Raw genomic sequence first — 22511 nt, 5'->3', positions numbered from 1 at the left:
CCTCATCCTCCCGGAGTCACCAGCCGCGCCTCGTAGGCGAACACCGCCGCCTGGGTGCGGTCCCGCAGCCCCAGCTTCACCAGAATGCGGCTGACATGCGTCTTCACCGTGGACTCGGCGACGACCAGATGCTCGGCGATCTCGCCGTTCGACAGGCCCTGGGCGACCAGCACCAGGACCTCCGTCTCCCGCTCCGTCAGATCGGCGATGCGTTCCTGGGCCGGGGCGCGCGGGGTGCCCAGCCGGGAGAATTCGGAGATCAGCCGCTTGGTGACGGTGGGGGCGAGCAGCGCCTCGCCGGAGGCGACGATCCGTACGCCGTCGGCGAGCTGGCCGGCCGAGGCGTCCTTGAGGAGGAAGCCGCTCGCCCCGGAGCGCAGCGCCTGGTAGACGTATTCGTCCAGATCGAAGGTGGTCAGCACGAGCACCTTGGCGTCCGCGTCGGCGGCCACGATCTCCCGGGTCGCCTCCAGACCGTTCATCTCCGGCATCCGGATGTCCATCAGGACGACGTCGGGCCGCAGCACCCCGACCTTCTGCACCGCCTGGCGGCCGTCGACGGCCTCACCGACGACCTCGATGTCCGGCATCGCGTTGAGCAGGACGGAGAAGCCCTCACGGACCATCACCTGGTCGTCGACGATCAGTACGCGGATCATGCCTTCTTTCCCCCTGTCGCGGCCTCGCCGGCCGCACTCCCCACCGGAATGAACGCCGCGACCTCGAAGCCGCCGTCCTCGGTGTGGTCGGCGGTCATCTCACCGCCCAGCATTTGTACCCGCTCGCGCATGCCCAGCACACCGTGCCCCGCCCCCGGGGACGGCTTGGCCAGGCGGCTGGGCCGGCCGTTGACGATCCGCAGACCGATGCCGCCCAGGACGTAGGAGATCTCCACCCGGGCATCGGCGCCCGGCGAGTGCCGCAGCGCATTGCTCAGCCCCTCCTGCACGATCCGGTACGCGGACAGTTCCACGCCCTGCGGCAGCGGCCGCGGCGCACCGGTGACCACGGCCTCGACACTCAGCCCGGCACCGCGCACGCTGTCCAGCAGCGAGTCGAGGGTGGCGAGCGTGGGCTGCGGGGCCTCCGGGTCGCTCTCGGCGAAGGCATCCGGATCCGCGGAGCGGACCACGCCCAGGATGCGGCGCAGCTCGGTCAGCGCGGCGACGGCGTTCTCCCGGATCGTCGCGAAGGACGTGGCCAGCTCGGGCGGGGTGTTCTCCACCCGGTACGGGGCGGCCTCGGCCTGGATGGCGATCACGGACATGTGGTGGGCGACCACATCGTGCAGCTCCCGGGCGATCAGCGCCCGCTCCTCCAGGAGCGTGCGCCGGGAGCGCTCCTCGGCGGTGACGGTCCGGGTCTCGACGACCTGCCGGCGCTCCTCCCGCCAGGCGCGGACCGCGGCGGCGGAGACCAGCAGCACGCCGGAGAAGACCGCCACCGGCGCCAGATCGCCGGAGTCGCTCCCGCCGAGGAGCACCGAGAACGCCCCCGCGACGCCAAAGGTGACCAGCCACATCTCCAACGCGAACCGCGGACGGGTGCGCAGCACCACCAGGGTCATCACCACCAGGTGAGTGGGGTAGGCGCTGCTCACGATGGGGGTGGTGCCGTACATGGGGGCGAAGGCATGAAGGCCCATGGACAGGAGGAACGCGCACAGCGACAGCCAGAAGGCACCCACCGGGCGGAAGAGGGTGAGCACCGGCGGAATCGCGACCAGCAGGCTGAAGCCGCCGACGAGCACGCCACGCAGCGGGCCCACCGAATAGCTGTCGGTGTAGGTCAGCAGAAAGACACACACCGAGAAGAAGCCCACGGAGAAGTGCGGCAGCCAGCGCATCCAGTGCCGCAGCCGCTCCGGCAGCCACCGGGGTACCTTGCCGTCCTCCAGCGGCGGCATCGGGCGGAAGGCGAAGGCGTCGACGAACAGGTCCTGGCGCAGCCGGTGCAGCCCACCGCGGGCTATCCGGGCTTCCGAGCGCAGGGTGCCCTGCGTCTGGGTCGTGTCATTCACGCTGACAACGGTAAGCAACCGCGCGCCCCCGGGCGTCCTCACCAGTGGGGATCTGTGCGCGTCCGCCTCAGGTACTAGACGGCCGACACACGAGCCCGGTCAGCACGTCACAGCTGGGGCTGCCGGGAGTGACGGGGGCGTAGTGACCGACGCCGGGCAGTTCGCGCAGCACGGTCGTAGCGGGGCTCTGTGCGGCGTAGCGGCGGGAGAGCTCCAGTGGGACGTCCGGGTCGTCGGTGCCGTGCAGGATCGTGACCGGGACGCCGGCGGGCGGCCGCTGTGCCGGGTCGGCCGCGGCGAGCCGTGCCGGGAAACCGGGCCCGTCACCGAGCAGCTCGGCGACCGCGCCGCCGCTCAGCCCCAGCGCGTGGGCGCGGGCGAGGTCGGCGACCGGGGAGACGGCCAGCACCCGGGTCACGGGGGTGCGCGGGCGGGCGGCGGCGAGCAGCGCGAGATGGCCGCCCGCGGAGTGGCCGACCAGGACGAGGGACGGGCCGGGCGACGCCTGCGCCAGGGCCGCGTAAGCCCCGTAGGCCGCGTCGATGCCCGCCGTGACGTCCTCGAACGTCTGCGGCGCCCCGCCGCCCGCACCGACCCGGCGGTACTCCGCGAGCGCGACCGGCAGTCCCCGGCCGGCCAGCTCCGCGGCGAGCGGCGACAGATGGCGGCGGTCGTAGGCCGCGCGCCAGAATCCGCCGTGCAGCAGGACGACCACCGGGCCGCGAGCCGCCGCGGGCACGCCGTCGCCCGCCCGCGGCACATACAGATCGACGAGCTGGTCCGGATGCGGCCCGTAGGCCACCGTCCGGTCCGGCGCCACCGGGGCCAGCCCCAGCAGCGCCGCCTCCTCGTCCGCGACCGTCACCCGCCGTCCCCCGACGACACCTCGGGCAGCGCCCGCAGCACGTCGCCCAGCACCCGGGCCGCCCGCTCCGCGTCCGCGAAGGAGGTGTAGAGCGGGGTGAAGCCGAAGCGCAGCACGTCGGGCGGGCGGAAGTCGCCGACCACCCCGCGCCGGATCAGCTCGTCCATCACCTGGCCGGCCACGGGGGTGTCCCCCTGCCCGAACGACGAGCCGAGCGCGGGCGAGCAGGCCAGCGACACCTGGCTGCCGCGCCGCTCGTGCGCGTACGGCGTCAGGGAGCGGACCCGGTCCGGCGGCGCATAGGCCTGCACGCACTCCAGGAAGAAGTCGGTCAGGGCCAGGCTCTTGGTGCGGACCGCCTCGATGGACACCCCGTCCCAGGCCTCCAGCGCCGCCTCCAGCGCGAGCAGCGAGAGGATGTCGGGGGTGCCGACCCGGCCGCGCGCAATGCCGTCGGCGGGGGTGTGGTCCGGCTCCATCGCGAACGGATCGGTGTGGGAGTTCCAGCCCGGCAGCGGCGATTCGAACCGGTCCTGGAGGCTCTCGCGGATGTAGAGGTAGGCGGGCGAACCCGGCCCGCCGTTGAGGTACTTGTACGTACACCCGACGGCGAGGTCGACGTGGTGCGCGTCGAGGCCGACCGGCAGCGCACCGGCGCTGTGGCACAGGTCCCAGACGGCGAGCGCGCCCGCGGAGTGCAGCGCGTGGGTGATGCCGGGCAGGTCGTTGAGCCGGCCGGTGCGGTAGTCGACGTGGTTGACCAGCGCCAGCGCGGTCCGCTCGGTGACCTCGTCGGCGATCCGCGCGGGCTCGACCGGACGCACCGCGAGACCGGTCATCCGGGCCGCGGACCGGGCGATATAGCCGTCGGTCGGGAAGGTCGTGGCGTCGACGAGGATCTCCGTACAGCCCTTCCCGGCCATCCTGACCCCGCCGACCACGGCCTTGAAGATGTTGACGCTGGTGGAGTCGCCGACCACCACCCGGCCCGGTCCGGCCCCGATCAGCGGCGCGATCTTGTCACCGATCCGCTCCGGCGCGGTCCACCAGCCCGACTCGCTCCACGACCGGATGCGCAGCTCGCCCCACTCGCGGGCGATGACGTCCGCGAGGCGGTCGGGCACCGTGCGGGGCAGCGCCCCGAGGGAGTTGCCGTCGAGGTAGACGGCGGCGCCGCCCGAAGCCTCATCCGGCGCGGCGTCGAGGACGAAGCGGTCGCGGACCGCGGCGAGCGGGTCGGTGGCGTCCAACTCCCCGGCGCGGACGGCGTGTTCACCCTCCGCGGGGGAGCCGGGGCCGGCCGCGGAAGCGGGGAATCCTGGGGTCTCAGACATGACTGCGCGCCGTCCACAGCTCGGGGAAGACATTCTTGCGGGCCCGCTTCTCCAGCCAGGCGACCCCCGCGGAGCCGCCGGTGCCCATCTTGGCGCCCATGGCCCGCCGGGTCGCGACCAGATGATCGTTGCGCCATCGCCAGACCAGCTCGGCGACATCGGTCAGCGCCTCACCCAGCCGGACGAGGTCCGACTCCTGCGAGCCGGCGTAGATCTCGGCCCAGACGGCCTCGACGGCCGGATCCGGTTCGTAGCGCAGCGCCGGGTCCCGCCGCAGCACGGCCTCCGGGATCGCGTAGCCGCGGCGGGCGAGCAGCCGCAGCACCTCGTCCCACAGACTCGGCTCCTGGAGGGCCTTCTCCAGCTCGGCGCGCTCACGGGGCGCGCCGCGGTGCGGCACCAGCATGGAGGCGGACTTCTCGCCGAGCAGGAACTCCATCCGCCGGTACATCGCCGACTGGAACCCGGATCCCTCGCCGAGCGCGCTGCGGTAGGCGTTGAACTGCGCCGGGGTCAGCCGGGCCAGCGGCTTCCAGGCGGCGTTCAGCGCCTCCAGCTCGTAGGCGGAGCGGCGCAGCGCCTCCCGTACCACCGTCAGGTCGTCGCGGCGCAGCGCCTCGGCCGCGGTGCGCCACTCATGGACGATGACCGTGAACCACAGCTCCATGACCTGGGTGGTGACCAGGAAGACCATCTCGCCGGGGTCGTCGGAGAGCGGGTGCTGAAGATGGGTGAGGACGTCCGCCTGGACATAGTCCTCGTACGGGGTCGTGCTGCTGGAGCCGATGCGGAGATCGGGGGCGAACGGCGGGTCGGACTCGGCATCGGCCGGTACGAAACCGGCAGGACCGCCAGGACCGTCGGGACCGCCGGGACCGTCGGGACCGTCGGGACCGTCGGGACCGCCGGGACCGCCGGGACCGCCGGGACCGCCGGGAATGGTCACCGCGCTGTCCGCGGGATCTGTGGGAGACGGCTGCGACATGAGGGACTCCTCAGGTGCGAACTACCGGGTAGCGGTCCGCCCCTTCCTCGTCGGCTCGGGAGCCCCGGTCCCCTCGGGCTCGGGATGGCCCGGCCCACTGAAATCATCGGTGCTGGACAGCGACCGCGCAAGGGCCGGCCGCGATCATGCGGCCGGCCCCCGGTCGTGCCCGATGCCCGTCGGCGGGCCGCCCCCGGAAGGGCGCGGCGGCCGTCAGGTGAGGGTGTCGGCCGCGGTCGGCGAGGACTCCCGCAGGAAGGTCGAGCAGCGCGCGTACTCCTCCTGCTCGCCGATCGACTGGGCGGCGCGGGCGAGGGCGTGCAGCGCCCGCAGGAAGCCGCGGTTGGGCTCGTGCTCGAACGGCACCGGGCCGTGGCCCTTCCAGCCGGCCCGGCGCAGCGCGTCCAGGCCGCGGTGGTAGCCGGTGCGGGCGTAGGCGTACGACTCGACGACCCGGCCCCCCTCGAAGGCGTCGTCCGCCAGCTGCGCCCAGGCCAGGGAGGAGGCCGGGTACTTCGCTGCGACATCGGACGGCGCGGTGCCCGCGGCGAGCATCTCGCGGGGCTCGGGGTCATCGGGCAGATGGGTCGGGGGCGGTCCCCCGAGGAGGTTCTCGTGAATGGCCATGCCTCCCAGTCTGCCTGGTCGCGGGGGCCGGGTGGGACCGGCCGGGACCGCAGGGAAGGCTCCGCGGCGGCCACCGGCCCTCTCACCCGGTCCCCGGCGCCGCGCCGCCGCCCCCCGGTGGCCGCGCCGCCCGGGCCCGTACCTCGCCCGGATCCAGCGGCGGGGCACTCACCCCGCAGTGAAAGGTGCACTCGGGTCGGCACCGCTCCGCGGGAGCCTGCTCGGCGGCCCGCGGCGCCGGGGTGCGCACCGTCAGCCAGGCGATCAGCGCACCGGCCACCAGGATCCCGGCACACAGCGGCATCGCCCGCCGGAAGGCGACCCCGAACTCGTCCGCCGAGCGGTAGGCCTCCGGGCCGATGCCCGCCAGCAGCGGCAGCGCCGCGACCGCCACCAGGCTCGCGGCCCGGGCCGCCGCGTTGTTGATCCCACTGGCCAGGCCCGCCCGGTCCACGTCCACCGACGCCAGCACCGTCGAGGTGAGCGGCGCGACCAGCGTCACCATGCCCGCGCCCAGCACCACCAGCGCCGGCAGCACATCGGTGAGGTACGAGGAGCCCCGGTCCGCCCGCGTCATCAGCAGCATCCCCGCGGCGCACAGCAGCGGGCCGACGGTCAGCGGGATCCGGGGCCCGATGCGCTGGCCCAGCGCCCCGGAGCGGGCGGACAGCAGCAGCATCAGGACGGTGGTGGGCAGCAGCGCGGTGCCGGCCTGGAGCGCCGAATAGCCCACCACGACCTGGAGCTGGAGCACCGCCAGGAAGAAGAAGCCGCCGAACGCGGCGTAGACGCACACGGTCACCACATTGACGGCGGAGAACAGCCGGTTGGTGAAGATGGCCGGCGGCAGCATCGGGTCCGGGCGCCGCCGTTCGACATGGACGAAGACCACCCCGAGCAGCACCCCGAGGACCGCGGGCAGGATCACGCCGGCCGACACGCCCCCGGCCGGCGCCGCGATCAGCGCATAGGTCACCCCGGCCAGCGCCAGCGCCCCGAGCACCGCGCCCGGCACATCGAAACCGCGGCGCTCGCGGGCGTCCCGCTCCCGGGTCTCCGGTACGTGCCGCAGCGCCACCGGGACACACACCGCGGCCAGCGGCACGTTCAGGAAGAACACCCAGCGCCAGCCGGCGCCGTCCACCAGCCAGCCGCCGACGAACGGGCCGACGGCCGCGGCCACCCCGCCGAGCCCGGACCAGGCGCCGACCGCCCGCGCCCGGTCGTCCGGGTGGTAGACGGCCTGGATCAGCGCCAGCGAGCCGGGGGTGAGCAGCGCACCGCCGACGCCCTGCAGCGCCCGGGCCGTGATCAGCACCCCGGCATTCGGCGCGAGCCCGCACAGCAGCGAGGCCGCGGCGAACCACACCACACCGATCACGAACACCCGGCGCCGGCCGAACCGGTCGCCGAGCGCGCCGCCCAGCAGGATCAGCGAGGAGAGGGTGAGCATGTAGGCGGTGATCGTCCACTGGAGCACGGCCAGATCGGCGTTGAGGTCCTCGCCGATCCTTGGCAGGGCGACATTGACGACGGTGCTGTCGAGCATCGCCATCCCGGACCCCAGCACGGCGGTCGCCAGCACCCACCGGCCCCGTGCCGAGGTCAGCCGGACACCGCCGGGGGCCGCGGACTCCTGCCGTTCACTCATACCGCGAGCTTGCCCGGCGGCAGGGCGGTCTGCACGGCGAAGGCCCCGCATCTCACCAGGAGATGCGGGGCCTCGAAACCCGTAAGGGTCGGACCACCCGGACTACTTGATCTTGGTGCCGGCCGAGCGCAGGTGGGTGCAGGCCTCGGTGACACGCTTGGCCATGCCGGCCTCGGCCAGCTTGCCCCAGCTGCGCGGGTCGTAGGTCTTCTTGTTGCCGACCTCGCCGTCGACCTTCAGCACGCCGTCGTAGTTGCGGAACATGTGGTCCGCGACCGGGCGGGTAAAGGCGTACTGGGTGTCGGTGTCCAGGTTCATCTTGACCACGCCGTTCTCCAGCGCGGTGGCGATCTCCTGCTCGGTGGAGCCGGAGCCGCCGTGGAAGACGAAGTCGAACGGGGCCGACATGCCGTACTTGGCGCCCACGCCCTCCTGGAGGTCCTTCAGCAGCTCGGGGCGGAGCACGACGTTGCCCGGCTTGTACACGCCGTGGACGTTGCCGAAGGAGGCGGCGAGCAGGTAGCGGCCCTTCTCGCCCAGGCCCAGCGCCTCGGCGGTGCGCAACGCGTCGTCGACCGTGGTGTAGAGCTCGTCGTTGATCTCGTGGGTGACGCCGTCCTCCTCGCCGCCGGTCGGGGTGATCTCGACCTCAAGAATGATCTTGGCGGCGGCGGCCTTGGCGAGCAGCTCCTGGCCGATGGCCAGGTTGTCGGCCAGGTTCTCGGCCGAGCCGTCCCACATGTGCGACTGGAAGAGCGGGTTCTGGCCCTTGGCCACGCGCTCCGCGGAGATGTCCAGCAGCGGGCGTACGTAGCCGTCGAGCTTGTCCTTGGGGCAGTGGTCGGTGTGCAGCGCGACGGTGACGTCGTACTTCTCGGCCACGATGTGCGCGAACTCGGCGAGCGCGACCGCGCCGGTCACCATGTCCTTCTTGTACTGGCCGCCCAGGAACTCCGCACCACCGGTGGAGATCTGGATGATGCCGTCGCTCTCGGCCTCGGCGAAGCCACGCAGCGCGGCGTGCAGCGTCTGCGTCGACGTGACGTTGATGGCCGGGTAGGCGAACTTTCCTGCCTTCGCCCGGTCCAGCATCTCGTTGTAGACCTCGGGGGTTGCGATGGGCATCTGTCCGCTCCTTGTGTGTGCGGGGTGTGCGTTCTTGGCCCTGACCAGGGGGCGAGGACTTCGCCGAGCACATCTTCCCAGACAAGGCCGATCGGACCGCATTGCCCGCCCGGCCGTCTCGCACAGTGGGCGGCCGGTTTCACGTGAAACCAGCCGCCCCTCGACAAAGCCGCAGCTCAGAGCCGTCGCCCGCGCCGGAGCGGGGGGCTCGGCCGGACCTCAGCCCAGGCCGAGGTCACCGAGCTGGTAGCCGGTGAGGTACGGCAGACCGGCCTCGGCGATGGCCGACGCGGCCCCCCGGTCCACGATCGTCGCCACCGCGACGACCTCGGCGCCCGCCTCCCGCGCCGCCTCGACGGCGGTCAGCGGCGAGCCGCCGGTGGTGGAGGTGTCCTCGACGACCAGGACCCGGCGGCCCGTGATGTCCGGGCCCTCGATACGGCGCTGCATCCCGTGCGCCTTCTGCGCCTTGCGGACGACGAAGGAGTCCAGCCGCCGGCCGCGCGCGGCGGAGGCGTGCAGCATCGACGTCGCGACCGGGTCGGCACCGAGCGTGAGCCCGCCGACCGCGTCGTAGTCCAGCTCGGCGGTCAGGTCCAGCATCAGCTGCCCGACCAGCGGCGCGGCCTCGCCGTCCAGGGTGATCCGGCGCAGGTCGATGTAGTAGTCGGCCTCCTTGCCGGAGGAAAGCGTCACCTTGCCGTGCACCACGGCCTTGTCCTTGATCTGCTGCAGCAGCGCGCCGCGCACGTCGTCACTCATACGCATGAGCTTAGGCGCTGTCCCCGGACAGGCTCCGCCAGCTCCAGGTCATGGAGATCTCCAGCGGATCGATGGGTGTGACCAGGCGCGGCATGGTGTTGAGGCCGTTCGGCGGCCCGGACTGCGGCTCGACACAGACCGCGGCCTCCTGCTCGTCGTAGATCACCACCCACTCGGCGCGGCTGCTGACCGTCAGCTCCAGCCGGCCCGGCCAGGTGAGCGTGGCCTCCACGCCCTGCGGCATACCGAAGCAGTCGTCCCAGGGGCCCGGCACCGGCGGGATCCGCCGGCCGGTCGGGAGATGGTCCTCGCCCCGCTCCTCCTGCCACTCGGGCGCGAAGTCGAGGCGGACGTCCTCGCCGCCCTCCCCCAGGTTCCGCAGGAACCAGGGGTGCCAGCCGGCCTGGGCGGGGAAGGAGTCATCGATCGTCTCGACCCCCAGAGTGACGGTCAGCGAGCCGCCGTCCCCGGCCAGTTCGACGAGCTGGGTGACCCGGCCCGGGTACGGCCAGGGGGCCGCCGGGTCGGTGAGCTCATAGGTGAAGACCGCTTCCGTGGCGCTCGAACGCGCCGTCCGCCAGCGGAGGTTGCGGCCGGTGCCGTGGATGGCGTGCGGCGCGGCATTGAGCGGCATCTGGTGCAGTTCGGCGCCGACGTGCGCCCGCTTGCCCACGGCGACACCGCTGCGGAACTGCCCGTGATCGAGCCTGCCGCACCACGGAACCATCGGGAAGCAGCCGTAATGGTCGCCCTGCCGCAGCAGCTCCGTGCCGCCGACACGGAGGCCGGCGATCCGGCAGCCGTTGTCCGGCCGGACGATCACTTCGGCGTCTCCAGCGGCCAGCCGTACGCCCTCCGGCGCCTCGGTCCGCGCTGCGCTCTGCGTGGTGTTGTCGGTACTCACGCAGGCGACCCTAGCGGGGCCCGGGTACGGCGCGCGGGACCCCGGCCGCCCGGCAACCGGCCGTCGCGGCCCGCGAACGGCGAGGTCAGCGGCGCCGGCGCAGTACCCGGCCGACGACCACGGCGGACGCCAGCACGACCGCGGCGGCGGGCGCCGCCCAGCGCAGCGTCATCGAGGCGGTATGCGGTTCGGGCGCGGGCACCGGCGCATACCGCCCGCGCGGCGGGGCGTGGTCGACCTCCTCCGCGCTGCGCCCGATCATCGTCCGGCGGGCATGAGCGGCCTCGGCGGGGGCGAGCCCGTCCTCGTCATGGCCGTACGCGTGCTCCGGCCGCTCCTCGTGCGCGGCGTGGAAGGCGTCCGCCGCCTCGTCCGCGTCGAGGTCCTCGACGGCATCGAGGTCCTCGGCACCGGCCACCCCGCCGGTGTCCGCCGTCCCGAGGGTGTCCTCCTCGTCGAGCGGGTCCCGTGTCGGCGGCGGTACCTCGGTACCGGACGCCCCGGACTCCGCGCCGCCCCCGGGCTGCCCCGCCGGCCGCTGCCGCAGCTCCTCCGTCAGGTTCGCCGCGAAGCGGTCCAGCAGCCGGCGGCCGGCCACCGCCGCGGCGTGACCGGTGGCCTCGGCGAGCCGGCCGTCGCTGTGCACCGTGCCGGAGCAGACCAGTCGCGTACCGGGGCCGGGCTCGGTGGCCGGGAACAGCCGCAGGGTCAGGGACAGCACCGCCGCCCCGTCGCCGCGCGACTCGGCGCCCTTCGCCTCGAAGGTCACCACGGCGGCCGCACCGTCACCACCAGGGGTGTCGTCCGCGGCGGCGACCGTCAGCGAGCCGCGATAGGTGATGGTGGAGCTTCCGATGCGCAGCCGCAGCCGTCCCTCCGCGCGCCGGGGGGCCGCGTCGGCATCGAGCTGGACTCCTGGGACACAGCGCGCCACCCGCTCGGGCTCGGTGAGCGCCTGCCGCACGGTCCCGACGGGAAACGGAACGTACACCTCATGCTCCATGACATGGGAGCCTACCCAGCACGCCCGGACCCGTGCCCGCCCACGCACGCTTTTCCGCGCACCGGACCGCACCGGACCGCGCCCGCACGCTCCCCCTACGGGCCGCCGACCGCGCCGGCTCCGGTGCCGCCCCGCTCAGCCGCGATAGCGCGGATGTATCAGCGTCGACGCCGGCAGACCCGGGATGCGGTCACGGACCGCCCCCCGCCGGCCGGCCTCCAGTTCCTCCCGGCCGAGGCCCGCCAGCGGGGGCGCGTCGGGCGCCAGACCGAACCGCAGGCGGTGCCGCGAGGCCAGGAGGAAGCCCCAGTACCGCCCCCGCCCGGCCGAGGGCGCGGCGGCGGGCACCTCCGCGTCCACCAGCGGGAGAGGGTGCGACGTGCGGTCCGGGCCTCCGTAGAAGGACGCGAGCCGGCCGGGCACGCGGTACGGCACGGTCGCCAGGCCCACGGAGCGGATGGTCGCCTCCACCGTCCAGTACAGCCGCGCCCGTTCGACCGGCGGCCCGGCGTGCACCACCAGCCGCCCGTCACCGGCCAGCACCCGCGCGGCGAGACCGTAGAACTCCTGTGAGTAGAGCTTGGTGCTCGCGGCGATCCCGGGGTCGGGAAGATCGGAGACGATGACGTCATAGGGGGTCTGCCGCCGGCGTCTCATCCCCTGCTGCCGCAGCCAGTCGAAGGCGTCCTCGGTCACCACCCTCACCCGTGGATCGGCGAGCGAGTGCCGGTTGAGCCGGGACAGGCCCGGGTCGGTCCGCGCCAACCGCAGGACGCCCGGGTCGAGTTCGACGACGGTCACCGAGCGGACCGAGCGATAGCGCAGGATCTCGCGCACCGCGAGCCCGTCGCCGCCGCCGAGGACCAGCACCCGGCGGTGCGGACCGCCCGCCATCGCCGGATGCACCAGCGCTTCGTGGTAACGGAACTCGGTTTCCGCGCTGACCCGCAGCCGGCCGTCCAGATACAGCGCCAGCGGCCCGCCGGAACCTTTCCTCCCCCGCCCCGCACCGGCTCCGTCGCCCGTGCCGCCGGTCATCACCACCTCCTGGATGCCGGTCTGCACCGCGACCCGCGCCGAGGAGCCGTACACCGCCTGCCGGGCGGCCCGTTCGAACGGCGTGGCCAGCACCACGCCCATGGCCAGCAGCGCGAGGACCAGGGCGTTGACGCCGAGCAGCGCCCAGCGGGCGCGGACGGTCAGATCGCGGCGGAAGAGCCACAGCACCAGCACGCCCCCAGCCACCGCGTTGACGCCGCCGGTCAGCAGCGCGCCGGTCAGCTGGCCGAAGCTCGGCAGCAGGAGGAAGGGAAAGGCCAGGCCGCCGACGAGCGCACCGACATAGTCCGCGGCGAAGAGGTCGGCGACCGCACCGCTCGCGTCCTGCCGCCGCACCCGCTGGATCAGCGTCATCAGCAGCGGCACCTCGGCACCGATCAGGATGCCGATGGCCAGGGAGAAGCCGACGAGCGCGGAGCGGGACTGGCCGAACCATGCGAAGCAGGCGTAGAGCGCCATCGCGGAGGCGCCGCCGACCAGCGCGAGGCCCGCCTCGACCGCGCCGAAGCCGACCGCCGCCCGGCAGCGCAGCCGCTTGGCGAGCAGCGCGCCCACCCCCATCGCGAAGACCATGACGGACAGCACGACCGAGGCCTGGGTGACGGAGTCGCCCACCAAATACGTGGCCAGCGCGACGAGTTCGAGTTCATAGACCAGACCGCAGGCGGCGCAGACGAAGACGACGCCGAGGACGAGCAGTCGGCCGAGCCCGGCCGGCACGGGCAGCCGCGCCGGTGTCAGGTCCTCCGGCGGCCCGACGACTCCGGTGGGAGCGGGATCTGACGGGTCGATCATGCGTGAACGTTACGTGACGATTCCGTGGCTCTCCGTCACCCACACGAGTACAGTCTGCGGGCACCGCACGGCAGTTGGGACGGCGCGGGCACACAGGGCGCCGCGGGGGCATTCGCGCTGCACAGACCGCGCGCACCCCGCCCTTCGCGCCCCGCTGGACCTCCACACCCCCGGCGCATCACGCTCGCGCTCCTCGTCCCGCCCACGCCCCCGCATGCTCCCGCCGACCGGACCGGTCACTTTCGCCCGGTTCCCGCTGGACCGCCGCGACCGCCGTCCGTACGCCCACGCGGGTACGGGTGGCCACCAAGCGTCCCTCCTGCGGATACGCGTGCCAGGTCCGCCAGCGCACCTGCCCCTGCTGACACTGCGCCAGCATCGCGGTGAAGGCGTGCGGCGAACCGGGAAACGTCCCGGCCAGGCCGTGCGGATGCTCGGCCACCAGCGCGAGCAATTCCTGCGCCCGCCCGGCGAACGAGCCGCGCGAAAGGGTCTCCACATGGGCGGCGAATTCGTACTCCCACTCCCCCAGCCGCTTCGCCACACCGAGCGGCAGCGGAGTGCTGCTGCCCGGCATACAGGCGACCGTTTCGGAGCACGTACCGCGCTCCTCCTCCAGGAGCACCTGGTGAGAGGCGCCGAGCAGCCTCAACTGCAGCTGTGCGCCATGGAGTTGAAGATCGAGTACGGCGAGCGCCGGCAGGGGTTCCCTGCCCAGCGCCCAGGCCAGGTCGGATGCACGGGTATCGGTGTACGCCGCTGTCAAAGTGGTGAGCATGGGTCGGCTCCGCAAGCACGCAGTGGAATGGTGGGCCGGCCCGCCCGAGAAGGATCAGGAATGTACGACTGCCTGCCGGCTCGTGCCCACGTGGGATCGGAGAACGTGGGGGATTCTCTGATGAAGAGGGAATCATGAAAGCCCGGTCGCCCACAGCGCTTTTACCCATCTCCACCCGGGTTTACATCCGCGCGGGGGCCTTGCAGTTCAGTTGTTCAACAACCAAGCGTACGGCGGGTGTTGGGGTTTCCCCCCGCACCCGCCGTACGCATATGCGATGAGCAATGAGCCCCCCGCATCATGCCGTGAAAAGCGGTCCCCACGAATCAGGAACTGCCGCCTCCGCCACCGCAGCCACCGCCACCACCACAGCCACCGCCCCCGCAGGAGTGGCCGCCGCCGCACCCGTGGTGCCCACCGCCGTGGTGCCCGCCGCCGTGGTGCCCGCCGCCGTGGTGGCCGCCGCCCGAGCTGTCACCGCCGGCCCACCAGCCGCCCGAACTGCCGGAGCTTCCCCCGCGCCCGGTACCGCCCCGCGAGGCCAGGGCCACCAGCCCGATGACCGCCGCGCAGATCACGAGAAACATCACGATCCCCATGTGCCTCACACTCCTTTCGCTCCCCCGAAGCGAGGCATCCGCTCCGTCCGGCGCCCGGTGCGCCGCCCCGGCGCCGTCCCGCGCCGGTGGCCGTCCTCGTCGACGGCCGTCACTGTCCTTCGTGCGGGGCTGATGCCCAGGCCACGCGGTCTCAAAGCACAGTTGAGGAACTCCAGAGGTTCGGCGGAGGATGGCCGGCATGGACCGACCGCTGCTCAACCGCCGCCTCGCCGAATTCGGCACCACGATCTTCGCCGAAATGTCGGCACTTGCCGTACGGACCGGCTCCATCAACCTCGGCCAGGGCTTTCCCGACGCCGACGGTCCCCCGGAGGTCAGGGAGGCCGCGGTGCGCGCCCTGCGCGACGGCCGCGGCAACCAGTACCCGCCCGGCCCCGGCGTCCCGGAGCTGCGCACCGCCGTCGCCGCCCACCAGGAGCGCTTCTACGGGCACCGCGGCCTGTCCTACGACCCCGACACCGAGGTCCTGGTCACCGCGGGCGCCACCGAGGCCATTGCGGCCGCACTGCTGGCGCTGCTGGAGCCGGGCGACGAGGTCATCGCGCTGGAGCCGTACTACGACTCCTACGCCGCGTGCATCGCGATGGCGGGCGCCCGGCGCGTCCCGGTGACCCTGCGCCCGGACCCGGAGGCCGGTGCCTACCGCCTCGACCTCGACGAGCTGCGCGACGCCGTCACCGACCACACCCGCCTCATCCTCCTGAACACCCCGCACAACCCCACCGGCACGGTCCTGTCCGCCGGGGAACTCGCCGAGATCGCCCGCCTCGCCGTCGAGCGCGATCTCCTCGTCGTCACCGACGAGGTCTACGAACACCTGGTGTTCGAGGGCGAGCACGTCCCCCTCGCGTCGTTCCCCGGCATGCGCGAACGCACCGTCACCATCAGCTCGGCCGGCAAGACCTTCTCCTTCACCGGCTGGAAGGTCGGCTGGGTCACCGCGCCCGCCGAGCTGGTCACCGCCGTCCGCGCGGCCAAGCAGTTCCTCACCTACGTCTCCGCCGGCCCCTTCCAGTACGCCGTCGCCGAGGCACTCGCCCTGCCGGACAGCTACTACACCGGCCTGCGCGAGGACCTGCGGACCAAGCGCGACGTCCTGGCACGCGGACTGTCCGACGCCGGCTTCCGCGTCTATGCCCCCTCCGGCACCTACTTCATCACCACCGACATCCGCCCCCTCGGCCACGACGACGGCTTCGCCTTCTGCCGCGCCCTGCCCGAACGCGCCGGCGTCGTCGCCATCCCCAACGCCGTGTTCTACGACCACAAGGACGAGGGTGCGCCCTACGTCCGCTTCGCGTTCTGCAAGGGCGTGGACGTCCTGCGGGAGGCGGCCGGCCGGCTGCAGAAGCTCTGAGCGGGCGAGCCGCTCACATGACGACGCGGGCCCCGGAGCCGAAAGCTCCGGGGCCCGCGCAGCCGCACCTGTGGACGGGGCTCAGGCCTCGTCGTCGCCCGGCTTGTCGTCGGAGTCGCCTTCGATCTCGGCCTCCAGGCCGAGCTGCTCGACGATCCACTTGTCGAATTCGATCGAGGCGCGAACCCAGCTGACCGTGCTCGACACGAAGTGTTCGAGCGAGACACCGGTGCCGATCAGCATCGATGCTTCACCGATCAGACGGACCGTGCCGTCGTCGTGGGTGTGGGTGTAGGCCTTGGGCCACAGCGTCCGGCGGTTCCAGTCGTCGATCGCCTCCAGCAGCTTCGACTTGTCGTCGATGCCGTGGGGACGGTCGTAGAACGTACGGACGGAGAAGATCTGCTGCTCCTCCTCGCCCCGGAACATGAAGTACGTGCGGAACTGCTCCCACGGAGCGGCGAGGTCACCCTCCTCGTCGACGACGTACTTCAGCTCCATCTGGTCGAGGAGCTGCTTGACCAGGTCCTGGTCAGGCACGACGGGACCCTCAGGCCCCGAGGGCTCGGGTTCGGGCTGGCCCCCGAAATTCGGAATCGAGGACGGGTCGATGCTCACCGTGGAATTCCCTTCGTATGGTCCCTGCCATCCTCCCCCACATCCGCCCCGTACTGGCAACCGGGGACGAGGCGGATGCGGGCAAGGTGTCGGTCCGGGCCACGCCCGCGGGTGCCGGCCGGCCGGAGCCGCCCGGCCGGGAAAGCCCCGCGGGGCGGCCCGGCGGCGGACCCCGCCGGTGCGCCCGGCGCCCGGGCCGGGGCGCGGGGGCCGGGCGCCACGGCCGCAGCGCCCCGCTCAGCCGGCGTCCTGTCCCACCGGCTCCACCGACAGCTGGTCGCCGTCCACGTCCACCCGCACGGTGTCCCCGTCGAGCACCTCGCCGGACAGGATGGCGCGGGCGAGCGGGTCGCCGATGGCCGTCTGGACCAGGCGCCGCAGCGGGCGGGCGCCGTAGGACATGTCCGGGGCCGGGGCGTCGACGACCGGCTCCTGGCCGAGCCAGGCGAGCCAGGTCAGGGCGCGGTCGGTGACGTCCAGCGTCAGCCGGCGGTCGCCGAGACGGCGCTGGAGATGGTCCAGCTGGATCCGGGCGATCCGCTGGAGCTGGTCGGTGCCGAGCGGATGGAAGACCACCACGTCGTCGAGGCGGTTGAGGAACTCGGGCCGGAAGGAGACCCGGACCGTCTCCAGCACCTTCTCCTTCTTCTGCTCCTCCTTGAGCAGCGGGTCCATCAGGAAGCCGGAGCCGAGGTTGGAGGTCAGGATGAGGATGGTGTTGCGGAAGTCGACCGTGCGGCCCTGCCCGTCGGTGAGCCGTCCGTCGTCGAGGACCTGCAGCAGGACGTCGAAGACCTCATGGTGGGCCTTCTCCACCTCGTCCAGCAGCACGACGGAGTACGGGCGGCGGCGGACCGCCTCGGTGAGCTGGCCGCCCTCCTCGTAGCCGACATAGCCGGGCGGCGCGCCGACCAGCCGCGCGACGCTGTGCTTCTCGCCGTACTCCGACATGTCGATCCGGACCATCGCCCGCTCGTCGTCGAAGAGGAAGTCCGCGAGGGCCTTGGCCAGCTCGGTCTTGCCGACACCCGTGGGGCCGAGGAAGAGGAAGGAGCCGGTGGGGCGGTCGGGGTCGGCGATGCCGGCGCGGGTGCGGCGGACGGCGTCGGAGACCGACCGGACCGCCTCGGTCTGGCCGATCAGCCGCTTGCCGAGCTCCTCCTCCATCCGCAGGAGCTTCTGCGTCTCGCCCTCCAGCAGCCGGCCGGCCGGGATGCCGGTCCAGGCGCCCACCACATCCGCGATGTCGTCGGGCCCGACCTCCTCCTTGACCATGGACTCCTTGGACGCCTCCTGCTCGGCCTCGGCGGCGGCCGCCTCCTCCAGCTCCTGCTCCAGGCCCGGGATCTCGCCGTAGAGCAGCTTGGAGGCGGTGTCGAAGTCGCCGTCGCGCTGGGCGCGCTCGGCCTGTCCGCGCAGCTCGTCGAGCTTCTCCTTGAGGGCGCCGACGCGGTTGAGGCTCTGCTTCTCCTTCTCCCAGCGGGCGGTCAGACCGCGCAGCTCCTCCTCCTTGTCGGCGAGGTCCTTGCGCAGCTTCTCCAGGCGCTGGACGGAACCGGCGTCGGTCTCGTTCCGCAGCGCCAGCTCCTCCATCTTGAGCCGGTCGACGGCGCGCTGGAGCTCGTCGATCTCCACGGGCGAGGAGTCGATCTCCATCCGGAGCCGGGAGGCGGCCTCGTCGACCAGGTCGATGGCCTTGTCGGGCAGGAACCGGGAGGTGATGTAGCGGTCCGAGAGGGAGGCGGCGGCGACCAGCGCGGAGTCCGCGATCTGCACCTTGTGGTGGGCCTCGTAGCGGCCCTTGAGCCCGCGCAGGATGGCCACCGTGTCCTCGACGGTCGGCTCGGCGACCAGCACCTGCTGGAAGCGCCGCTCCAGCGCCGGGTCCTTCTCGATCCGCTCGCGGTACTCGTCGAGGGTGGTGGCGCCGACCATGCGCAGCTCACCGCGGGCCAGCATCGGCTTGAGCATGTTGCCGGCGTCCATGGACGAGTCGCCGCCGGCGCCCGCGCCGACGACCGTGTGCAGCTCGTCGATGAAGGTGATGATCTGGCCCTCGCTGGACTTGATCTCCGCCAGGACGGTCTTCAGCCGCTCCTCGAACTCACCGCGGTACTTGGCCCCCGCGACCATCGCCCCGAGGTCCAGCGCGACCAGCCGCTTGTTGCGCAGCGACTCGGGCACGTCGCCCTTGACGATCCGCTGCGCCAGCCCCTCGACGACGGCGGTCTTGCCGACACCGGGCTCGCCGATCAGCACCGGGTTGTTCTTCGTACGGCGGGAGAGCACCTGCACCACCCGCCGGATCTCGTGGTCCCGGCCGATGACCGGGTCGAGCTTGCCCTCCCGGGCGGCCAAGGTGAAGTCCGTGCCGAACTTCTCCAGGGCCTTGTACGTGCCCTCCGGGTCGGCGTTGGTCACCCGCTGCCCCCCACGGCTGGCCTCGAAGGCGGCCAGCAGCTTCTTGGCGGAGGCACCCTGCTGGGCCAGCAGCTCGCCGGTCCGCCCGCCCTTGGCGGCGATACCGATCAGGAGGTGCTCGGTGGAGACATAGGCGTCACCGAGCTCCTTGGCGCGCTGGGTGGCGTCCGCGATGGCGGAGAGCAGATCGCGGTCCGGCTGCGGCGGCGCGACCGTCGAGCCCTGCACGCTGGGCAGCGCGGCGAGCTGCCGCTCGGCCCCGTTGCGCAGGGCGGCGGCGTCCGCCTCGACCGCGGACAGCAGATCCATGATGTTCTCGTTGTCCTGCCCGGCCAGCAGCGCGAGCAGGAGATGCGCGGACGTCATGTCCGCATGCCCGGCGGTGACCGCCCGCTCGTTGGCGGCGCTCAGCGCCTCCCGGCTCTTGTTGGTCAGCTCGGCGTCCACGTGCTCGTGATCCTCCTCGACTCGTCCTGAACAGCCACGTTGCCCGGCCTGGCTCCCGGTCCGGCACTTCCTGCTCACACCAGCATGCGATAAGTTGAGTCTAGTGCACTCAAGGCCCGTTTGGGGAGTGCCGGCCCCCGTCCGGCGCGCCCGCTCCCCGTGAGTGAACCGCAGCGCACCCGCCGTCACCGGCGGCCGCGCCCGGGTGGCGCCGGCTTCCGGCCACGCGCGGGAGGTCCCGGGACGGCACCGCCATGATCGTCGAGACGACGCCGGGCGGCCCGCACGACGACCGCGCCGTCGGGCGGGACGGCCGCCCCCGCCGGGCTTCCGCCACCGCCACGGCCGCGAACTACGCTTGCCCCCATGGCCCATGACCTCAGTGCCCTCAGCCCGGAATACCTCGCCTTCTGGGGCGAGTATCTGATGCCGACGCTCACCACCCCCCGCCCGGACGGCACCCCGCACGTCGTCCCCGTGGGCGTGACCTACGACGCCGGGCAGCGGATCGCGCGGATCATCACCCGCAAGGACAGCGCCAAGGTCAAGAACGTCCTCGCCGCCGGCGCCGACGGTGCCACGGTGGCCGTCTGCCAGGTCGACAAAGGGCGCTGGGCGACGCTGGAGGGCCGGGCGCGGGTACGTACGGACGCCGAATCGGTGGCCGACGCGGTACGCCGGTACGCCGAGCGGTACGGGCGGACGCCGGCCCCCAACCCCGACCGCGTCATGATCGAGATCGCGGTGACCCGGGCCATGGGCCGGGCCTGAGCGCCGCATGGCGTCGGCCCCGCGCTTCATGACGACCGCTCCGCACCGTCCCGGCGCCGCCGGGCCACGGCCCCGGGCCGAGCTCTGTCCGCGCTGCGGCGGGCAGCTCGCCGTCAATCAGGACGGCTGGAAGATCTGCCACGCCTGCGGATACGCCTCTCCACCCGGTACAGCCCCTCCACCACGGGCCGCCCACGGGGGTATCGTCGCCCCCACAGTCGCCACGCCCCGGAGGGCACGATGAACTCGGTCCGAGTCACGGCGATCGCCTGCCTGATGCCGCTGTCCGAGCTGGACGAGGATCCGTTTCTGGTCGACGACCGCAGCCAGCACGACATGTGCACCCAGTGGGCGGCGGCCCGTGCGTACCACCTCACCTGCCGCCTCAGCCTGCACCAGCTGCGCGCCGACCACGGCGCGCTGTGGCGGGACGTCGAAGAGGGCCTGGTCGATGTGTTCGTGACGCCCAACCGGCGGGCGCTGGAGAACGCCATCGACGGCGCCGACGAGTTCAGCGCCCGGTGCGCCGCGGCCGGCGTCCGGCTGGAGACCGCGGACCTCGACGAGCCGGTCTACACCCTGGCGATGAAGTCCCACGTACACCGGCGGCTGTCCATGCCGACCGCCGGATACAGCGGCTGCTGAACCGCCCCGACACAGCGAAAAGGGCCGGGTCTCCCCGGCCCTTCGCCGTTTCCCGCGCCGGGCGGCCGCCCGGCCGGCCCGTCACTCGGACCGCTTGGGCCGCCAGACCACCAGCGCACTGGTCTGCTGCACGTCCTGATACGGCACCAGATCGCGCCGGTAGGAGGCGTGCACCGCCGCCTCCCGCTGCCGCATCGTGCTGGCCGCGCCCTCCAGGGCGCCCTGGAGCTCGACGACCCGCTGCTGCAGGGCCGCGACCTGGTTCTCCAGCTCGATGATGCGCTTGATGCCGGCGAGGTTGATGCCCTCGTCCTGGGACAACTGCTGCACCGTACGGAGCAGTTCGATGTCCCGGGCCGAATAGCGGCGGCCCCGCCCGGCCGTGCGGTCGGGCGAGACCAGCCCCAGCCGGTCGTACTGCCGAAGCGTCTGCGGATGCAGGCCGGAGAGCTGGGCCGCGACGGAGATGACGTACACCGGCGACTCTTCGGTCAGTTCATACGGGTTACGACGCTGCCCGCCCCGGCTGTCCATCTCATGCTCCCTTCGCGGCCTGGAACAGCTCCGCCCGTGGGTCCGGACCCACGGTCGCCTCGCGATACGACTCCAGCGACGCCTTGGCCTGGTCGCTGAGGTCACCGGGGACCAGCACCTCGATGGTGACCAGCAGATCACCGCGGGTGCCGTCCTTGCGGGTCGCTCCCTTGCCGCGGGCCCGCATGGTGCGTCCGTTGGGGGTGCCGGCCGGCAGCTTCAGCGTCACCGGCGGGCCGCCCAGCGTCGGCACCTTGATCTCACCGCCGAGCGCGGCCTCCGGGAAGGTGACCGGCACCGTCACGGTGAGGTTGTCGCCCTTGCGGCCGAAGACGGGGTGGCCGTCGACATGCACGACCACGTACAGATCGCCGGCCGGACCGCCCTGCTCGCCCGGGGCGCCCTTGCCGCGCAGCCGGATGCGCTGCCCGTCGGAGACGCCCGCGGGGATACGGACCTGCATCGTGCGGGCACTGGTGGCGCGCCCGCTGCCCTTGCAGACCTCGCAGGCGTCCTGGGCGATCAGGCCCCGGCCCTTGCAGTCGGCGCACGGATCGGTGAGCGAGAAGCCGCCGCCCGCACCCCGGCTGACCTGGCCGGTGCCGACACAGGTCGGGCAGACCCGCGGCGTACCGTTTTTGTCGCCGGTGCCCGAACACGCCTTGCACGGCGCCTGGCTGGACATCCGCAGCGGGACCGTGGCCCCGTCGACCGCCTCGGTGAAGCTGAGCGTCACCTCGGACTCGATGTCCTGGCCGCGGCGCGCATGGGTGCGCGGGCCGGCCCCGCCGCGGTTGAACAGGCCGCCGAAGACATCGCCCAGGCCGCCGCCGAAACCGCCGCCGCCCTGGCCCTGGCTGCCCCCGAAGAGGTCACCCAGGTCGAAGTTGAAGTTGCCGCCGCCCCCGCCGGGTCCCGGCCGGAACCCGCCGTTGCCGAACAGCGCCCGCGCCTCGTCGTACTCCTTGCGGCGCTTGCTGTCGCCCAGGACGTCGTTCGCCTCGGAGATCTCCTTGAAGCGCTCCTCGGCCTTGGCGTCGCCCTTGTTGGCGTCCGGGTGGAACTCGCGGGCGAGCTTGCGGTACGCCTTCTTGATCTCCGCTTCGGTGGCGTCCTTCGGGACGCCGAGGACCTTGTAGTAGTCCTTCTCGACGAAGTCCTTGGTGCTCATCCCCGACGTCCCTCCTCCC

The 22511-nt window shown here is 72.7% G+C and carries 21 protein-coding genes; 3 read left to right on the top strand and 18 right to left on the bottom strand.

Features of this window, described 5'->3' with window-relative positions; all coding sequences use genetic code 11:
* Window positions 1–2 precede the first annotated feature (2 nt).
* The 14 genes from OIU81_RS19355 to OIU81_RS19290 form a co-directional block, all read right to left on the bottom strand.
* Window positions 3–659, bottom strand: a complete 657-nt coding sequence (locus OIU81_RS19355; RefSeq protein ID WP_129282801.1) for a response regulator — start codon at window positions 657–659, stop codon at window positions 3–5.
* The gene (locus OIU81_RS19350; protein WP_329149581.1) at window positions 656–2020 is read right to left on the bottom strand and encodes a sensor histidine kinase; all 1365 of its coding nucleotides are present in this window, start codon (window positions 2018–2020) and stop codon (window positions 656–658) included. The genes OIU81_RS19355 and OIU81_RS19350 overlap by 4 nt, the downstream gene beginning before the upstream one ends.
* 67 nt (window positions 2021–2087) lie before the next feature.
* A complete protein-coding gene (locus OIU81_RS19345) occupies window positions 2088–2885 on the bottom strand; it encodes an alpha/beta hydrolase family protein (protein WP_329149579.1) in 798 nt (265 codons plus the stop codon).
* On the bottom strand, window positions 2882–4219 hold the full coding sequence (kynU, locus tag OIU81_RS19340) for a kynureninase (RefSeq protein ID WP_329149577.1): 1338 nt from the start codon (window positions 4217–4219) through the stop codon (window positions 2882–2884). Before kynU ends, OIU81_RS19345 begins: the two co-directional genes overlap by 4 nt.
* Window positions 4212–5204, bottom strand: a complete 993-nt coding sequence (locus OIU81_RS19335) for a tryptophan 2,3-dioxygenase family protein (protein ID WP_329149575.1) — start codon at window positions 5202–5204, stop codon at window positions 4212–4214. Before OIU81_RS19335 ends, kynU begins: the two co-directional genes overlap by 8 nt.
* A gap of 213 nt (window positions 5205–5417) precedes the next feature.
* Window positions 5418–5831 carry a DUF3151 domain-containing protein gene (locus OIU81_RS19330; protein WP_329149573.1) on the bottom strand — a complete coding sequence of 138 codons (414 nt, stop codon included), beginning with the start codon at window positions 5829–5831 and terminating at the stop codon, window positions 5418–5420.
* Between the two features lie 82 nt (window positions 5832–5913).
* The gene (locus OIU81_RS19325) at window positions 5914–7482 is read right to left on the bottom strand and encodes an MFS transporter (RefSeq protein ID WP_329149572.1); all 1569 of its coding nucleotides are present in this window, start codon (window positions 7480–7482) and stop codon (window positions 5914–5916) included.
* Window positions 7483–7584: 102 nt separating this feature from the next.
* Window positions 7585–8607 carry a class II fructose-bisphosphate aldolase gene (fbaA, locus tag OIU81_RS19320; RefSeq protein ID WP_329149571.1) on the bottom strand — a complete coding sequence of 341 codons (1023 nt, stop codon included), beginning with the start codon at window positions 8605–8607 and terminating at the stop codon, window positions 7585–7587.
* Window positions 8608–8826: 219 nt separating this feature from the next.
* Window positions 8827–9369 (bottom strand): orotate phosphoribosyltransferase, encoded by a 543-nt coding sequence (gene pyrE, locus OIU81_RS19315; protein WP_006604647.1) that lies wholly within the window; start codon window positions 9367–9369, stop codon window positions 8827–8829.
* Window positions 9370–9379: 10 nt separating this feature from the next.
* Window positions 9380–10273 carry an aldose epimerase family protein gene (locus tag OIU81_RS19310; protein WP_329149568.1) on the bottom strand — a complete coding sequence of 298 codons (894 nt, stop codon included), beginning with the start codon at window positions 10271–10273 and terminating at the stop codon, window positions 9380–9382.
* Between the two features lie 85 nt (window positions 10274–10358).
* Window positions 10359–11276 (bottom strand): SRPBCC domain-containing protein, encoded by a 918-nt coding sequence (locus tag OIU81_RS19305; RefSeq protein ID WP_329149566.1) that lies wholly within the window; start codon window positions 11274–11276, stop codon window positions 10359–10361.
* A 135-nt stretch (window positions 11277–11411) separates the two neighbouring features.
* A complete protein-coding gene (locus OIU81_RS19300) occupies window positions 11412–13130 on the bottom strand; it encodes a polyamine aminopropyltransferase (RefSeq protein ID WP_329149564.1) in 1719 nt (572 codons plus the stop codon).
* A gap of 178 nt (window positions 13131–13308) precedes the next feature.
* Window positions 13309–13908 (bottom strand): DUF2617 family protein, encoded by a 600-nt coding sequence (locus OIU81_RS19295; RefSeq protein ID WP_329149562.1) that lies wholly within the window; start codon window positions 13906–13908, stop codon window positions 13309–13311.
* A 326-nt stretch (window positions 13909–14234) separates the two neighbouring features.
* Complete coding sequence (locus OIU81_RS19290; protein ID WP_329149560.1) at window positions 14235–14507, bottom strand: hypothetical protein; 273 nt, start codon at window positions 14505–14507, stop codon at window positions 14235–14237.
* Between the two features lie 199 nt (window positions 14508–14706).
* On the opposite strand from OIU81_RS19290, the gene OIU81_RS19285 reads away from it, so the two are divergent.
* Window positions 14707–15885 carry a pyridoxal phosphate-dependent aminotransferase gene (locus OIU81_RS19285; protein WP_329149558.1) on the top strand — a complete coding sequence of 393 codons (1179 nt, stop codon included), beginning with the start codon at window positions 14707–14709 and terminating at the stop codon, window positions 15883–15885.
* An 81-nt stretch (window positions 15886–15966) separates the two neighbouring features.
* Here OIU81_RS19285 and OIU81_RS19280 read toward each other — a convergent pair whose 3' ends face one another.
* Together OIU81_RS19280 and clpB are read right to left on the bottom strand one after the other, a co-directional pair.
* Window positions 15967–16503 carry a YbjN domain-containing protein gene (locus tag OIU81_RS19280; RefSeq protein WP_329149556.1) on the bottom strand — a complete coding sequence of 179 codons (537 nt, stop codon included), beginning with the start codon at window positions 16501–16503 and terminating at the stop codon, window positions 15967–15969.
* Between the two features lie 237 nt (window positions 16504–16740).
* On the bottom strand, window positions 16741–19371 hold the full coding sequence (gene clpB, locus OIU81_RS19275; RefSeq protein WP_329149554.1) for an ATP-dependent chaperone ClpB: 2631 nt from the start codon (window positions 19369–19371) through the stop codon (window positions 16741–16743).
* A 366-nt stretch (window positions 19372–19737) separates the two neighbouring features.
* On the opposite strand from clpB, the gene OIU81_RS19270 reads away from it, so the two are divergent.
* Complete coding sequence (locus OIU81_RS19270; protein ID WP_329149552.1) at window positions 19738–20142, top strand: pyridoxamine 5'-phosphate oxidase family protein; 405 nt, start codon at window positions 19738–19740, stop codon at window positions 20140–20142.
* Window positions 20143–20382: 240 nt separating this feature from the next.
* Entirely contained in the window at window positions 20383–20787 is a 405-nt protein-coding gene (locus tag OIU81_RS19265; RefSeq protein ID WP_329149550.1) for a hypothetical protein, read from the top strand.
* Window positions 20788–20868: 81 nt separating this feature from the next.
* On the opposite strand, the gene OIU81_RS19260 is transcribed toward OIU81_RS19265, so the two are convergent.
* Entirely contained in the window at window positions 20869–21321 is a 453-nt protein-coding gene (locus OIU81_RS19260; protein ID WP_329149548.1) for a heat shock protein transcriptional repressor HspR, read from the bottom strand.
* Window position 21322: 1 nt separating this feature from the next.
* Window positions 21323–22492, bottom strand: coding sequence for a molecular chaperone DnaJ (gene dnaJ, locus OIU81_RS19255; protein ID WP_329149546.1), 1170 nt, complete (start codon window positions 22490–22492; stop codon window positions 21323–21325).
* Between the last annotated feature and the right edge of the window lie 19 nt (window positions 22493–22511).

The organism is Streptomyces sp. NBC_01454 (assembly GCF_036227565.1).
Taxonomy (GTDB): Bacteria; Actinomycetota; Actinomycetes; order Streptomycetales; family Streptomycetaceae; genus Streptomyces.
This window is presented reverse-complemented; position numbering and strand designations above follow the sequence as displayed.

What these genes read in the sequence shown, in the direction of transcription:
- OIU81_RS19290 (WP_329149560.1), bottom strand. Translation starts at nt 14,507, where the DNA reads ATGGGGATCGTGATGTTTCTCGTGATCTGCGCGGCGGTCATCGGGCTG.
- fbaA (WP_329149571.1), bottom strand. Translation starts at nt 8,607, where the DNA reads ATGCCCATCGCAACCCCCGAGGTCTACAACGAGATGCTGGACCGGGCG.
- OIU81_RS19260 (WP_329149548.1), bottom strand. Translation starts at nt 21,321, where the DNA reads ATGGACAGCCGGGGCGGGCAGCGTCGTAACCCGTATGAACTGACCGAA.
- kynU (WP_329149577.1), bottom strand. Translation starts at nt 4,219, where the DNA reads ATGTCTGAGACCCCAGGATTCCCCGCTTCCGCGGCCGGCCCCGGCTCC.
- OIU81_RS19335 (WP_329149575.1), bottom strand. Translation starts at nt 5,204, where the DNA reads ATGTCGCAGCCGTCTCCCACAGATCCCGCGGACAGCGCGGTGACCATT.
- OIU81_RS19295 (WP_329149562.1), bottom strand. Translation starts at nt 13,908, where the DNA reads ATGCTCACCACTTTGACAGCGGCGTACACCGATACCCGTGCATCCGAC.
- OIU81_RS19265 (WP_329149550.1), top strand. Translation starts at nt 20,383, where the DNA reads ATGAACTCGGTCCGAGTCACGGCGATCGCCTGCCTGATGCCGCTGTCC.
- OIU81_RS19355 (WP_129282801.1), bottom strand. Translation starts at nt 659, where the DNA reads ATGATCCGCGTACTGATCGTCGACGACCAGGTGATGGTCCGTGAGGGC.
- OIU81_RS19325 (WP_329149572.1), bottom strand. Translation starts at nt 7,482, where the DNA reads ATGAGTGAACGGCAGGAGTCCGCGGCCCCCGGCGGTGTCCGGCTGACC.
- OIU81_RS19300 (WP_329149564.1), bottom strand. Translation starts at nt 13,130, where the DNA reads ATGATCGACCCGTCAGATCCCGCTCCCACCGGAGTCGTCGGGCCGCCG.
- OIU81_RS19270 (WP_329149552.1), top strand. Translation starts at nt 19,738, where the DNA reads ATGGCCCATGACCTCAGTGCCCTCAGCCCGGAATACCTCGCCTTCTGG.
- OIU81_RS19285 (WP_329149558.1), top strand. Translation starts at nt 14,707, where the DNA reads ATGGACCGACCGCTGCTCAACCGCCGCCTCGCCGAATTCGGCACCACG.
- OIU81_RS19330 (WP_329149573.1), bottom strand. Translation starts at nt 5,831, where the DNA reads ATGGCCATTCACGAGAACCTCCTCGGGGGACCGCCCCCGACCCATCTG.
- pyrE (WP_006604647.1), bottom strand. Translation starts at nt 9,369, where the DNA reads ATGAGTGACGACGTGCGCGGCGCGCTGCTGCAGCAGATCAAGGACAAG.
- OIU81_RS19305 (WP_329149566.1), bottom strand. Translation starts at nt 11,276, where the DNA reads ATGGAGCATGAGGTGTACGTTCCGTTTCCCGTCGGGACCGTGCGGCAG.
- dnaJ (WP_329149546.1), bottom strand. Translation starts at nt 22,492, where the DNA reads ATGAGCACCAAGGACTTCGTCGAGAAGGACTACTACAAGGTCCTCGGC.